The organism is Arthrobacter sp. AFG20 (assembly GCF_002892795.1).
Taxonomy (GTDB): Bacteria; Actinomycetota; Actinomycetes; order Actinomycetales; family Micrococcaceae; genus Arthrobacter.
Map to the genome: position 1 here is coordinate 159578 of NZ_PJMC01000005.1, position 13321 is coordinate 172898.

Below are 13321 nucleotides of genomic sequence, written 5' to 3' on the forward strand. Positions count from 1 at the left end.
CCGGCAGGGGCGCAGACCGTGGAACGAACGCGGGCCTTGTCCGGCGGGTCTCAATCAGCGGAGTGGAGATGGAGCATTGACTTTGGTGAAGGAAGCTGTGGGGGTACGAAGTCCCGCCACGATGCGGCCGTTTGTGGTGCCGGAAGCTGACGCGTTTGAGGCGGGGGGCGCCCTGTCAGGCCCGGACTATGGCACGGCACGCCGTCAGGGGCGGTCAGCGCCGATCAAAGTAGACTTGAACGCAATGAGCACCGTGGATCCGGCCCTGCAGGCCGCACAGGAGGACGCCGCCAACGGCATCCCTAAGACTGGTACGTCACCCGCCGCTGAAACGGGAGAGGATATCGACGTCGGCTCGGAGAGCGCCGAAGCGCGCCGGGCCCGGTTTGAGCGAGACGCCATGCAGTACGTGGACCAGCTCTATTCGGCGGCCATGCGCATGGCGCGGAACCCGGCCGATGCCGAGGACCTCGTGCAGGAGGCGTATACCAAGGCCTTCTCGGCGTTCCATCAGTACAAGCCGGGCACCAACCTGAAGGCCTGGCTGTACCGCATCCTGACGAACACCTACATCAACCTGTACCGGAAGCGGCAGCGGGAACCCCTGCAGTCCAATTCGGACACCATCGAGGACTGGCAGCTTGCCCGTGCCGAGTCCCACACCTCCAGCGGTCTGCGGTCCGCGGAGGCTGAAGCCCTGGACCACCTGCCTGATTCGGACGTCAAGCGGGCCCTGCAGGCCATCCCGGAGGAGTTCCGGCTGGCCGTGTACTTCGCCGACGTGGAGGGCTTCGCGTACAAGGAAATTTCGGACATCATGAACACCCCCATCGGTACTGTGATGTCCCGGCTCCACCGGGGCCGGAAGATGCTGCGGGACGAGCTGGCGGACTACGCGGCCGACCGGGGATTCAAAGCTGCTGCAGACGCCACGGCGGCAACGGAAAGCAACAAACAGGAGAACGGGAAATGAGCGACTGCCAGGGATTGGGCGATTGCGATGACACCAGGATGCAGCGCATCTACGAGTATCTGGACGGTGCTTTGACCCGCAGCGACCTTGCGGAGATAAAGCAGCACCTGGACGAGTGCCCTGAATGCACGCAGCAGTACGATCTGGAGTGCGTCATTCGAAAAGTGGTGAAGCGCTCCTGTACCGAGGCTGCTCCGGAAAACCTGAAGAACGCCATTCTGCAGCGGATTCACACGATCCGGCCGGTGGACGCCTGACGGAATGCCTGACTTAAGCGCGATGCCCCCGCTACCTTGCTGGTAGCGGGGGCATCGCGTTTAAGCTTCGGTTCAAGCCGTGGCTTAGGTGTTGGGGCGCTTCCCGTGGTTCGCGCCGCCACGCTTACGGTCACGACGCTTACGTGCACGCTTGCTCATAGCTGGCCTCCTTAATTTCGTTACCCAAAAGAGTTGCCCTCCAGTCTCCCATATCAGCGGACCGGCTGCGAACCGGCTGCGGTGCCGTGGGTAGGGAAACGGGACCCGGTGCCCGGACTGCGCCTACAGGGAGTTCCGGATCGAGACCCGGGCCTGGTCCAGCACGGTCCGCACGGTTTCCAGCGCCACCGGCGTCATGGGCCGGGCGCTGGTGTGCAGGCGCAGTTCGGTGCGCATGTCGTCGCGGAACGCCTGCAGCAGCATCTCCGCTTCTTTGAGCATGCGTTGCCCCTCAGCCGTGTAGCGGCCCGTACCGGCCGGATCCGCCGACCTGGCAGCGGTGCGTGCCGCTTCCGCTGTGGCCGCCAGGTCCGCCCGCAGCCCGCGCATGTTGCTGCGGATGTCGGCGCGAAGGTCATCGGCGAGCCGGCGGACGGATGCTGCAATGTCGTTCTCCACGGTCTCCAGCTCCTCGCGCCGGCTGTTCAGCTCAGCCAGGCCCGCAGCGGTGATGCGGTAGTTAGTGCGGCGCCCTTGGGATTCCATGGCCACCAAGCCTTCCTCCTCCAGCTTGCCCAGGCGCGGGTAGATGGTGCCGGCGCTGGGGGAGTAGGTGCCGCCAAACCGGTCGCTAAGCGCTTTGATGAGTTCATATCCGTGCTTGGGACCCGCCTCGAGGAGCGCCAGCAGATAGAGCCGGAGCGCGCCGTGGGCAAAGACGGGAGGCATCAGAGCGCCGGTTCCGCGGTAGCCGGTGCCTGACCGTGGAAAATGGACGTCTTCCCGGACACGGAGTTGGTCCGAACCAGCATGAGTTTGGCGTCCGGGCCCGAGATGGTCTGCACCTTGCCGCCGGGGTGGCCGTACTTCTGGTCGTCGATGATCACCGGACCGGTGGCCGACTGGGCCACGATGTCCACGCCGACGTCGTGCGGGACGCGGACAGTCAGGTCTCCGGACACCGAGTTCGCGCCGGAGTCGTGGGTGAAGCCGTGCAGGTCAAAGCTCATGTCGCCGCTGACGGTGTTGGCCCGGATATTGCTGAACTGGCCGGACGCCGTGACCTCGCCTGAGACGCTCTTGGCCGTGAGGACGCCGCTGTGGTTACGGGCTATCACTTCGCCGCTGACGGTGTTGACGTGCAGTTCGCCAGTGGTCCCGTCCGCCAGCAGGGATCCGGTCACGGTGCTCAGCCGGGTCCGGCCGTGGACGCCCGAGACCAGTCCGTCCCCGCTGACGGTGCCTGCCTCGACCTCGACGCCGGCTGGGACACCGATGCTGATAACCACGGAGTTGTCGCTGCTGCTGTTGACCGAATCCATCAGATTCTTGAACCAGCCCTGCGGCCCATGCAGCTGGTGGCGGATTTCAAGGCGGCCGCCGGTCACGGAGATCGTCAGCGGATCCCCGTGCACGTCCGACACTTCGATACGGACGGCAGCCTCGTCATGCGTGACGATGTCCAGCCTGCCGCGGACAATGCCCACTTTGAGGTGCGAGACGCCGTCGATGTCCATGGTCTGCGGGCCGGTGACCGTCCAGGAATTTTCTTCCATCATTCCCTCCACTTGCGATATATCGTGACTGTGGAAGCCACGCTAGTCCGCAGGCGCAGGAAGATCAAGATATATCGTGAGTGGGTTTTCCTACTCCGGGGTGTCCATCCCCAGCCACTGGAACCAGCCCCGGTGCAGCACCAGCCATGCCATCAGCCCGTAGCCCGCCTGCCCGGGCGTGCCGCCGTTGGCTGCGAGGTCCTGGCGCCACTGTTCGTGGTTCAGGAGCGGTGAAAACGTGTCCACGTAGAGGTGCTTGCGCCGGGTGGTTACGTCAGCAAAGGCTGTGTTCAGCTCACCGAGGCGGCGGTTCTGCACCGGATCCAGGGTGGGAGGCGGCCCCACGACGAAGACCTCGAGCCGCTTCTGGGTGGCTGAATCAAGGATGTTGGCGAGATTGAGCCGGCTCCGGGCAGTGGACAGCCCGAACTCGATGTCCCGCCCGGAGAGCCCGATGACCAAGCGGTTCTCGTGGTTGTCGGCGAACCGGCGGCCCGCCTCCTCGAGCCAGCGCGCGGCCAGGCCCTCGGTGCCTTCCTGGGGGCACGGAAGGGAAAAACTCTCCACCGTCATGCCGTCCTGCGGAGTGCGGGCGAGCACCCGGCCCAGCCATCCCAGCGCCCGGGGATCGCCGAGCCCGGCCAGCAGTTCATCTCCAACAGCCGCAATCCGCAGCTTCCTGTCTTCCACTACTACCTCTTCACTTGTTTGGAGGGCGTGTCCCGGATACGGACCGTCTGCATGCCAGCCTAAAGGTCCATTAACTCACGTCGATTAAACAGAACTGCCCGGCTGGAACGGTATGTCACCGTCCGGCCGGGCAGCTGTTCTGCTACTTACGGGCGAATGCCTGCTTTAGGAGCGTGTCCTGCTCCGCAGCGTGGCGCTTCATGGAGCCGGCCGCGGTGGAAGCCGAAGCCGGGCGTGAGACCAGGCGCACCTTCCGGTCCAGGGCCGTGGGCAGGTGCAGGCCCATGAACGGCCACGGACCCTGGTTGGCGGGTTCGTCCTGCGCCCACACAACTTCCGCGTTCGGGTACTTGGCCAGTTCGGCTTCGATCTCCGCCTGCGGCAGCGGGTACAGCTGCTCGACTCGGATGATCGCCGTCGACTTGTCGCCCGTCTTCTGCCGCGTGGACAGCAGGTCGTAGTACAGGCGTCCGGAGACCAGAAGAACACGTTCGACGGCGTCCCCCTGCAGCTGCTCGTGCTCACCTATCACCGGGCGGAAGCCGCCGGTGGTGAAGTCCTCCACGGACGAGGCCGCGGCCTTGAGGCGCAGCAGCTGCTTCGGCGTAAAGATGATGAGCGGCTTGCGGGGCCGGCTGTAGGCCTGGCGGCGCAGCAGGTGGAAGTGCGATGCCGCCGTCGTCGGGTTGGCGACGATGATGTTTTCCTCGGCACACAGCTGCAGGAAGCGTTCGATGCGGGCCGAGGAGTGGTCCGGACCCTGTCCTTCGTAGCCGTGCGGAAGCATCAGCACGAGCGACGAGCGCTGACCCCACTTCTGCTCGGCGGACGAGATGAACTCATCGATGATGGTCTGCGCGCCGTTGACGAAGTCACCGAACTGCGCCTCCCACAGGACCAAGGCATCGGGGCGCTCCACCGAGTAGCCGTATTCGAAGCCCATGGCCGCGTATTCGGACAGCAGGGAGTCGTAGATCCAGAGCTTGGCCTGGTTGTCCGACAGGTTAGCCAGGGGCAGCCACTCGTTGCCGTTGGCGCGGTCGTGGAACACGGCGTGGCGCTGGACGAACGTGCCGCGGCGCGAATCCTGGCCGGCAAGGCGAACGGGCACGCCTTCCATGATCAGCGATCCGAAAGCGGCAATTTCGCCGAAGCCCCAGTCAATGCCACCCTCACGGGACATCTGCTCACGCTTCTCCAACAGCTGCTTGAGCTTCGCGTGGACGGTGAAGCCCTCGGGGATCTGCACGTGGGCCTTGCCGATGCGGGCGAGGGTATCGGCGGAAATCGCCGTGGACGCCGGGGCGTTCGTTCCGATGTCCGACTGCTGGGCCTGGGGGCGCTCGATGTCCGATACCGCAGCCGAATCGGCAGTGATGATCGGAATCGGGGACGTCTGGGCGGCGTGGGTCTCGGCGAAGACGCGCTCGAGGCGTTCCTGGTAGTCGCGGAGCAGCTGCTCGGCTTCTTCCTCGGTGATGTCGCCGCGGCCGATCAGCGACTCGGTGTAGAGCTTGCGGACGGACCGCTTGGCTTCGATGAGGTTGTACATCAGCGGCTGCGTCATCGAGGGGTCATCACCCTCGTTGTGTCCACGGCGGCGGTAGCAGACCATGTCGATGACAACGTCCTTGTGGAACCGCTGGCGGAACTCGTAGGCGAGCTGGCCGATGCGGACAACTGCTTCGGGGTCGTCGCCGTTCACATGGAAGACCGGAGCCTGGATCATCTTGGCGACGTCCGTGGAGTACGTGGACGAACGCGACGAGGACGGTGCGGTGGTGAAACCGACCTGGTTGTTGACCACGATGTGGATGGTTCCGCCGGTGCGGTAGCCGCGCAGCTGGGACAGGTTGAGCGTTTCCGCCACAACACCCTGGCCGGCGAAGGCCGCATCGCCGTGGACCATGATGGGCAGCACAGGGAACGACTGTCCCTGGTCCAGCCGGTCCTGCTTGGCGCGGACGATGCCCTCCAGGACCGAGTCGACGGCCTCGAGGTGCGAGGGGTTGGCGGCGAGGTAGACCTTGGTCTCCTTGCCGTTGTCCGACGTGAACGTGCCCTCGGTGCCGAGGTGGTACTTGACGTCGCCGGAACCCTGCACGGAGCGCGGGTCCTGGGTGCCTTCGAACTCGCGGAACACCTGGGCGTAGGTCTTGCCGGCGATGTTGGTCAGCACGTTCAGGCGGCCGCGGTGGGCCATGCCGATGGCAACCTCATCCAGTCCGTCGTCAGCTGCATCGGAGATGACCGCGTCCAGCAGCGGAATCAGCGACTCGCCGCCTTCGAGCGAGAAGCGCTTCTGGCCGACGAATTTCGTCTGCAGGAAGGTCTCGAAGGCCTCTGCGGCGTTCAGCTTGGACACGATGCGCAGCTGCTCGTCGCGGCTCGGCTTGGAGTACGGGTGCTCCAGCTGGTCCTGGAACCACTTGCGTTCGGCCGGATCCTGGATGTGCATGTACTCGATGCCGGTGGTGCGGCAGTAGGCGTCCCGGAGCACGCCGAGGATGTCGCGGAACTTCAGCATCGGCTTGCCGCCGAAGCCGCCGGTGGGCCACTCGCGGTCGAGGTCCCACAGGGTCAGGCCGTAGGTAAGCACGTCGAGGTCGGGGTGCTTGCGCTGGACGTACTCGAGGGGATCGGTGTCCGCCATGAGGTGGCCGCGCACGCGGTAGGAGTGGATCAGCTGCTGGATGCGGGCGACCTTGTTGATCTGGTCGGCCGGGTCCACCTGCAGGTCCGGGCTCCACCGCACAGGCTCGTACGGGATGCGCAGCGCTTCGAAGATCTCGTCGTAGAAGTCCTGCGCGCCGAGGAGCAGGGAGTGGACGAGCTTGAGGAATTCGCCGCTGCCTGCACCCTGGATGACGCGGTGGTCATACGTGGAGGTCAGGGTGAGGATCTTGCTGATGGCGTTCTGGGCGATGATCTTCTCGCTGGCGCCCTGCCATTCGGCCGGGTAGTCGAGGGCGCCGACGCCAATGATGGCGGCCTGGCCCTTCGAGAGGCGGGGCACAGAGTGCACAGTGCCGATGCCGCCCGGGTTGGTCAGCGACACGGTGGTGCCTGCGTGGTCGTCTGCCGTCAGCTTGCCGTTGCGGGCACGCTTGATGAGGTCCTCATACGTGTGCCAGAACTCCGCAAAGTTCATGGTTTCGGCCTTCTTGATGTTGGGAACCATCAGAAGGCGGGTGCCGTCGGGCTTGGGCATGTCAATGGCGATGCCGAAGTTCACGTGTGCCGGCTGGACCGCGACGGGCTTGCCGTCGACCTCGTCGTAGTACACGTTCATGGACGGGAACTGGGACAGTGCCCGGACAACGGCGTAGCCGATGAGGTGGGTGAAGGAAACCTTGCCGCCGCGGGCGCGGGCCAGGTTGGAGTTGATGACAACCCGGTTGTCGATCAGGAGCTTGGCCGGAACGGCCCTGACGCTGGTGGCCGTGGGCACCTCGAGGCTGGTGACCATGTTCGTCGCAATGGCCTTGGCCGGTCCGCGGAGGACGGATACGACGTCTTCCTCGGGAGCGGTGGGAGCCTTGACGTTCTTCGGCAGCTGGGCAGGGATAGGCTGGGCGCCGGTGCCCGCCTCGGTCTTCTTCGCGCCGTCGCGGGCTACCGTTGCCGGAGCCTTCTTGGCAGGTGCCGGCTGGGCGGGGGCTGCCGCCGGCGCCGGTGCCGGAGCTGCCGCAGGCGCCTGAGCCGCGGGAGTAGCGGATGCCGGTGCCTTCGCGGGCGCCGGGGGAGTGACAACAGGCAGTTCGCGGGTAGCCGGATTGGCCGCCGGTGACGTCACTGCCGGCACGCCGTTGGAAGATAGACCGCTGCCGCTGTCGAATGATTCGAACAGGGGCCACCACTTGGCATCAACCGTGTTCTTGTCCTGCTGGTAACGCTCGTACAGTTCGTCAACGAGCCACTCGTTTCCACCAAATTCCTCTGGCAGACGGTGGCTAGGCTGCTCTGGCACTTGAAATACGCCTCTTCCATGAGTTTGATTTCCCTCTGGTCGCCTAAGGTGCCACGGCACAACGATCGAACCAGTTCCTGTGTCCTATGAACCCAGACCTTTGCCAGTCTAATGACCGTTCCGGGTTAACTGCCAATAAGGGTGACCCAAATCATGTACCGCCCGAATTATGGCGAAATGACGTCCAGACGAGCCCGGATCAGTGTCTTTTCCAGCGTGCCCGGACGGCGGCTCCGGACGGGCCGGATGAGCCCCTTCAGACCTCTGTGGCCGCGCGTCGCTCCTGTAGACTGCAATCCTTATGGACAGTAGATATAGGTGCCATGGACGGTAAATCCAGGTGCCGGCCTGGGGGCTTTCAGTGGAGCACGGTCAGCTCCGCGCAGCCCGACCACAGCGCCGGCAAACCCACTGGCCCGGGCCGCTGCCACCGACGACTTCCGGCTGGCCCATGATGGAGTGGCTCCTTGTCGCCGCCGGACTGCTGCTCATCCTCGGAACAGGCTTCTTCGTCGCCGTCGAATTTTCCCTTATTGCGCTGGACCAGCCCACAGTGCAGCGTGCCGTTGACGACGGCGACGCCGCCGCAGTGCCGCTGCTCAAGTGCCTGAAGTCCCTGTCCACGCAGTTGTCCAGCTGCCAACTCGGCATCACCATGACCACGCTGTTGACGGGTTATGTCATGGAGCCGTCCGTCGGGGCGCTGCTCGAGGCGCCCATGGTCGCCGTAGGGATCCCCGAGCCGGTGGCCGGTTCCGTCTCCCTCGTGGTCGCGATGGTGATCGCGACGGGGCTGTCCATGCTCCTGGGTGAGCTCGTTCCCAAAAACATGGCCATAGCCCTGGCGTTCCGCATCGGCCGCGCCCTGGCGCCGCCGCAGCTGGTCTTCACCGCCATTTTCAAGCCCGCCATCGTGGTCCTGAACGGTTTTTCGAACAAGGTCCTGAACGTCTTCGGACTGGAGGCCAAGGAGGAGATCTCCGGGGCCCGTACGCCGGCGGAGCTTGCCTCCTTGGTGCGGAGGTCCGCGGCCATGGGCACGCTCGATCCCGGGACCGCGAACTTCATCGCCCGCACGCTGAACTTCTCGGGCCGCAGCGCCGCTGACGTGATGACGCCGCGCATCCGCGTCGAAACCATTGACGCCGACCAGCCGGTCTCGGACATCATCGACGCCGCGCGCCGCAGCGGATATTCGCGCTTCCCCGTCATCGGTGAATCTGCGGACGATATCCGCGGGCTGGTGCACGTCAAGAAAGCCATCGCAGTTCCTCCGGACCGGAGGCGGAAGCTTGAGGCCGGCGCCATCATGACGGACGTCCTCAGGGTGCCCGAAACCATCCACCTGGACGCCCTCCTGGCGGAACTGCGGGAGGGGAACCTGCAGCTGGCCGTGGTGCTTGACGAGTACGGCGGAACTGCCGGGATCGCCACGCTGGAGGACCTGGTCGAGGAAATCGTGGGCGAAGTGGCCGACGAGCATGACAAGGTCCGGCCGGGGCTGCTGCAAAGCGCCTCCGGTGACTGGTACTTTCCGGGCCTGATGCGGCCGGACGAGCTCTCGGAACAGATTCCGGGCCTCGCCGTTCCCGACGAGGCCGCTTACGAGACGGTGGGCGGGTATGTCATGCGCGAGCTTGGACGGATTCCCGAGGTTGGGGACACCGTTGAAGCTGGCGGCGGAACGCTCAGTGTTACGAGGATGGACGGCCGGCGCATCGACCGGATCTGCTTCAGGCCACACCGTGAACCGAGGGACAGCGCCGCCAATCACGGCAAGTCAGGGAACGGCGGCAGGACCGCTAACCACGGCAAGCCCGGGAACGGCGGCCGGGCATGAGCGACTGGGCAGGACTGATCTGGCTGGTGGTGCTGCTCCTGGGCAACGCCTTCTTCGTGGCCGCGGAATTCGCGGTCATGTCCGCACGCCGGAGCCAGATTGAGCCGCTGGCAGACGAGGGCGTCCTGCGCGCGCAGACCACGCTGCGGGCCATGGAGAACGTCTCACTGATGCTGGCATGCGCGCAACTGGGCATTACGGTGTGCTCGCTGCTGATCCTGCTGGTGGCGGAGCCGGCGATCCACCACTTGCTGGCTGTGCCTCTTGCCGGGCTGGGGGTGCCGACGGAGATTGCCGACGTCTCGGCGTTCGCTGTGGCCCTCATGCTGGTGACGTTCCTGCATGTGACGTTCGGGGAGATGGTGCCCAAGAACATTTCCGTCTCCGTTGCCGACAAGGCAGCGCTGCTCCTGGCGCCGCCGCTGATGTTCATTGCACGGATCGTGAACCCGGTCATCGCCGCGCTCAACTGGTCCGCTAACCACATCCTGAAGCTGATGCGCATCGAGCCCAAGGACGAGGTCAATTCCACGTTCACACTGGAGGAGGTTCAGTCCATCGTGCAGGAGTCCACGCGGCACGGCCTGGTGGATGACGATGCCGGCCTGATCACCGGGGCCCTCGAATTTTCGGAGTACACCGCCGGCAGCGTCATGGTCCCGCTGGAACGGCTGGTCATGCTGAGGTCCTCGACCTCGCCGCTGGAGTTTGAAAAGGCTGTCAGCCGCACCGGTTTTTCCCGCTTCCCGATGCTGGACGACGACGGCCTGCTGGCCGGCTACCTCCACATCAAGGACGTGCTCGCCATCCCGGAATCCGGCTATGAGGTGCCCATCGCGGAGAGCCGCATTCGGTCACTGGCCAACCTCTCGCGAGACGACGAGATAGAAATGGCGATGTCCGTGATGCAGCGTTCCGGCTCACATCTGGCGCGCGTCATGGGTCCGGGCGGGCAAACCGAAGGCGTGCTGTTCCTGGAGGATGTGATCGAGCAGCTTGTGGGGGAGATCCGGGATGCCAACCAAGCCAAGGGCATCCGGCGGCTGGGAAGGCCCGACGGCGAATAGCGGCCCGGCCGCCTCGGGCCAGCTCTCGCCCCCGCGAGTTCTAAATAGGAATCATTCCTATTTAGCGTTACACTCGAATTAGGGGTTGCCCCTCCCCGCAACCGGACCTGTCCAGAACCGAGGTATTTCCGTGCCCAGCAATGCCCGCACTTTCCTGACCGCCGCCCTGGCCGGCTTCGGCCTGCTCCTCACCGGCTGTGGTTCGCCGGCGGCCCCGACTCCAGGCGCAGACGCCAGCGGCCGCATCGCCGTCGTCACGTCCACGAACGTCTACGGGGACATTGTTGAGGCCATCGGCGGGGACAAGGTCAACGTCGCGGCCATCATCTCCCGTCCGAGCCAGGACCCGCACTCCTACGAGGCGAACGCCCAGGACCGGCTAACCGTGTCCAAAGCCAAGCTGGTGGTGGAAAACGGCGGCGGCTACGACGACTTCATCCACACCCTGGCGGACGACAGCAATGTGCCGCACGAGAACATCATCAGTGCCGTGGAGGTGTCCGGACTGGCCCCTGAAACGGCGGGCACGGCCTCCGCGCACGCAGACTCCGCCCACGCAGAGGATGGGCACTCCCATGACCACGGCGACTTCAACGAGCACGTCTGGTACAGCCTTGACGCGATGTCGCACCTTGCCGATGCAGTGGCGGCCCGGCTCGGCGCGCTCGACTCCTCCTCGGCCCCCCAGTTCACCGCCAATGCAGCCGCGTTCAAGTCAGGTCTCACCAAGCTTGAGAGTAAGATTTCCGCAATGAAGACCTCGCACGGCGGTGCCGGCGTCGCGGTGACCGAACCGGTTCCCCTCTACCTGCTGGAAGCGGCCGGGCTGGAGAACCGCACGCCTGCCGAGTACACGGCCGCCGTGGAGGAAGGCGCTGACGTTCCGCCCGCCGTCCTGAAGGCGGCCACCTCGACGGTCGCGGCCAAGGACACGAGTTTCCTCGCCTATAACGAGCAGACGGAAGGCCCGCAGACCCAGGCCGTCAAGAACGCGGCCAGCGCCGCCGGCACCCCGGTGGTGAACTTCGCTGAAACACTTCCGGACGGCAAGACCTACCTGGAATGGATGGCGGACAACGTGGAAAACGTCAGCAAAGCACTGAAGAGCCAGCGTTGAACCCAGTCATCAGCCTGAAGCAGGCGTCCCTGAAGTTCGGCCGGCGTGCGCTGTGGGAAGACCTGAACCTGGACATCAATCCGGGGGAGTTCTTCGCGGTGCTGGGGCCAAACGGCAGCGGCAAGACCAGCTTCCTCAAGGTCCTGCTGGGGCTGCAGGAGCTGCACTCCGGCCACGCGAGCCTCGGGGGCCACCCTGTGGAGCGGGGCAGCCGGCTGATCGGCTACATCCCGCAGCAGAAGCCATTCCTGCCAGACACCCCCATGCGTGCCCGCGACCTGGTGGGCCTGGGTGTCGACGGGCACCGCTGGGGAATCCGGCTGGGTACCGCCAAAGCCAACCGCAGGATCGACGAACTGCTGGACCTCGTCGGGGCAAGCGACTACGCCAAGGTCCCCGTCGGGCAGTTGTCCGGCGGTGAGCAGCAGCGTCTCCGTGTGGCCCAGGCCCTTGCCACCGACCCAAAGGTGCTGCTCTGCGACGAGCCGCTCCTGTCGCTGGACCTGCACCACCAGCAGGCCGTCAGCGCACTCATCAACAAGCAGTGCCATGACCGGAAGAGCGCCGTGGTGTTCGTGACCCACGAGATCAATCCGATCATCGATTACGTGGACCGCATCCTGTACCTGGCCGGTGGCCGCTTCAGCGTGGGAACGCCACACGAGGTTATGACCACCGAGGTCCTCTCCGACCTTTACGACAGCAACGTGGAAGTGATCCATGCCAACGGCCGGATCGTCGTCGTTGGTCTGCCCGACGCCACCACGCACCATCATGACGACGCGCACGCTGCTGCGGGGGAGGGTTCCTGATGGATCTGGAATCGCTGCTGCAGTCGGTGTTTAACTTCGAGAACTACGGCGAATTGCTGGTGCTGGTGCAGAACTCGCTATGGGCCGGCGCGGTCCTTGGACTCCTCGGCGGCCTCGTGGGGACCTTCGTGATGAAGCGCGACCTGGCGTTTGCCGTCCACGGAATCTCCGAGCTGTCGTTCGCCGGCGCGGCCTTCGCGCTCCTGATCGGCACCGACGTGGTGTTCGGCTCCCTGGTCGGGTCCGTGGCGGCCGCGCTGTTGCTCGGGCTCATGGGCGTCCGGGCGCGGGACAAGAACTCCATCATCGGCGTGATCATGCCCTTTGGCCTCGGGCTCGGCATTCTCTTCCTGTCGCTCTACGAAGGCAGGGCCGCCAACAAGTTCGGACTCCTCACCGGGCAGATTGTGTCGGTGGACACCGTCCAGCTCCAGGTCCTTGCGGGGACCGCGGTGGCGGTGATGGCGGCGCTGTGCGTCATCTGGCGCCCGCTGAGCTTCGCCAGCGTTGATCCCGAGCTGGCCGAGGCCCGCGGTGTTCCCGTGCGTTCCCTGGCCCTGGTTTTCATGGTGCTCCTGGGCGTCAGCGTGGCGCTGTCCATCCAGATCGTGGGCGCCCTGCTGGTTCTTGCCCTGCTTATCACGCCCGCGGCTGCGGCCCTGCGCGTGACGTCCTCGCCGCGTCTCGTTGTCCTGCTCAGTGTGGTGTTCGCCGTTGCGGCGACGGTGGGGGGAATCCTGCTCGCACTCGGCGGCCGCATCCCTATCAGTCCCTACGTCACCACGCTGTCGTTCCTGATCTACGTGGTGTGCCGGGTCATCGGCAGCGTCCGCGCCAGGCGGGGCCTCAACGGCCGGGTCATGCGGACCGCCTGAATTAT

Annotated in this window: 12 protein-coding genes; 7 read left to right on the forward strand and 5 right to left on the reverse strand. The window is 65.3% G+C overall.

Annotated elements, in window-relative coordinates; translation table 11 throughout:
- Positions 1 to 244 precede the first annotated feature (244 nt).
- Positions 245 to 973, forward strand: a complete 729-nt coding sequence (locus CXZ05_RS07755) for a sigma-70 family RNA polymerase sigma factor (protein WP_258006497.1) — start codon at positions 245 to 247, stop codon at positions 971 to 973.
- Positions 970 to 1230 (forward strand): mycothiol system anti-sigma-R factor, encoded by a 261-nt coding sequence (gene rsrA / locus CXZ05_RS07760; protein WP_102972031.1) that lies wholly within the window; start codon positions 970 to 972, stop codon positions 1228 to 1230. The genes CXZ05_RS07755 and rsrA overlap by 4 nt, the downstream gene beginning before the upstream one ends.
- 84 nt (positions 1231 to 1314) lie before the next feature.
- Here the strand turns inward: rsrA and CXZ05_RS23685 are convergent, their stop codons facing one another.
- The 5 genes from CXZ05_RS23685 to CXZ05_RS07780 all read right to left on the reverse strand — a co-directional run bounded on the left by CXZ05_RS23685 (position 1315) and on the right by CXZ05_RS07780 (position 7605).
- Complete coding sequence (locus CXZ05_RS23685) at positions 1315 to 1389, reverse strand: 50S ribosomal protein bL37 (protein ID WP_369299106.1); 75 nt, start codon at positions 1387 to 1389, stop codon at positions 1315 to 1317.
- A 123-nt stretch (positions 1390 to 1512) separates the two neighbouring features.
- Complete coding sequence (locus CXZ05_RS07765) at positions 1513 to 2118, reverse strand: PadR family transcriptional regulator (RefSeq protein ID WP_102972032.1); 606 nt, start codon at positions 2116 to 2118, stop codon at positions 1513 to 1515.
- Positions 2118 to 2945, reverse strand: coding sequence for a DUF4097 family beta strand repeat-containing protein (locus tag CXZ05_RS07770; protein ID WP_102972033.1), 828 nt, complete (start codon positions 2943 to 2945; stop codon positions 2118 to 2120). The genes CXZ05_RS07765 and CXZ05_RS07770 overlap by 1 nt, the downstream gene beginning before the upstream one ends.
- A 90-nt stretch (positions 2946 to 3035) precedes the next feature.
- Positions 3036 to 3635, reverse strand: a complete 600-nt coding sequence (locus CXZ05_RS07775; RefSeq protein WP_102972034.1) for a GDSL-type esterase/lipase family protein — start codon at positions 3633 to 3635, stop codon at positions 3036 to 3038.
- A 142-nt stretch (positions 3636 to 3777) separates the two neighbouring features.
- On the reverse strand, positions 3778 to 7605 hold the full coding sequence (locus CXZ05_RS07780) for a multifunctional oxoglutarate decarboxylase/oxoglutarate dehydrogenase thiamine pyrophosphate-binding subunit/dihydrolipoyllysine-residue succinyltransferase subunit (protein ID WP_102972035.1): 3828 nt from the start codon (positions 7603 to 7605) through the stop codon (positions 3778 to 3780).
- Between the two features lie 454 nt (positions 7606 to 8059).
- Between CXZ05_RS07780 and CXZ05_RS07785 the strand changes: the two genes are divergently transcribed.
- The 5 genes from CXZ05_RS07785 (at position 8060) to CXZ05_RS07805 (ending at position 13316) form a co-directional block, all read left to right on the forward strand.
- A complete protein-coding gene (locus CXZ05_RS07785) occupies positions 8060 to 9445 on the forward strand; it encodes a hemolysin family protein (protein ID WP_102972204.1) in 1386 nt (461 codons plus the stop codon).
- A complete protein-coding gene (locus tag CXZ05_RS07790) occupies positions 9442 to 10512 on the forward strand; it encodes a hemolysin family protein (RefSeq protein ID WP_102972036.1) in 1071 nt (356 codons plus the stop codon). Before CXZ05_RS07785 ends, CXZ05_RS07790 begins: the two co-directional genes overlap by 4 nt.
- Before the next feature lie 130 nt (positions 10513 to 10642).
- A complete protein-coding gene (locus CXZ05_RS07795) occupies positions 10643 to 11629 on the forward strand; it encodes a metal ABC transporter solute-binding protein, Zn/Mn family (protein WP_102972037.1) in 987 nt (328 codons plus the stop codon).
- Positions 11626 to 12441: a metal ABC transporter ATP-binding protein gene (locus CXZ05_RS07800; protein WP_180987318.1), complete on the forward strand. Its 816-nt coding sequence runs from the start codon at positions 11626 to 11628 to the stop codon at positions 12439 to 12441. The genes CXZ05_RS07795 and CXZ05_RS07800 overlap by 4 nt, the downstream gene beginning before the upstream one ends.
- Positions 12441 to 13316: a metal ABC transporter permease gene (locus CXZ05_RS07805; RefSeq protein ID WP_102972038.1), complete on the forward strand. Its 876-nt coding sequence runs from the start codon at positions 12441 to 12443 to the stop codon at positions 13314 to 13316. Before CXZ05_RS07800 ends, CXZ05_RS07805 begins: the two co-directional genes overlap by 1 nt.
- The last annotated feature ends 5 nt before the right edge of the window (positions 13317 to 13321 follow it).

Bases quoted from the DNA above. Each gene is read 5' to 3' on its own strand.
- CXZ05_RS07755 (WP_258006497.1), top strand. From the start codon at position 245: ATGAGCACCGTGGATCCGGCCCTGCAGGCCGCACAGGAGGACGCCGCC.
- rsrA (WP_102972031.1), top strand. From the start codon at position 970: ATGAGCGACTGCCAGGGATTGGGCGATTGCGATGACACCAGGATGCAG.
- CXZ05_RS07765 (WP_102972032.1), bottom strand. From the start codon at position 2,118: ATGCCTCCCGTCTTTGCCCACGGCGCGCTCCGGCTCTATCTGCTGGCG.
- CXZ05_RS07770 (WP_102972033.1), bottom strand. From the start codon at position 2,945: ATGGAAGAAAATTCCTGGACGGTCACCGGCCCGCAGACCATGGACATC.
- CXZ05_RS07785 (WP_102972204.1), top strand. From the start codon at position 8,060: ATGGAGTGGCTCCTTGTCGCCGCCGGACTGCTGCTCATCCTCGGAACA.
- CXZ05_RS07790 (WP_102972036.1), top strand. From the start codon at position 9,442: ATGAGCGACTGGGCAGGACTGATCTGGCTGGTGGTGCTGCTCCTGGGC.
- CXZ05_RS07805 (WP_102972038.1), top strand. From the start codon at position 12,441: ATGGATCTGGAATCGCTGCTGCAGTCGGTGTTTAACTTCGAGAACTAC.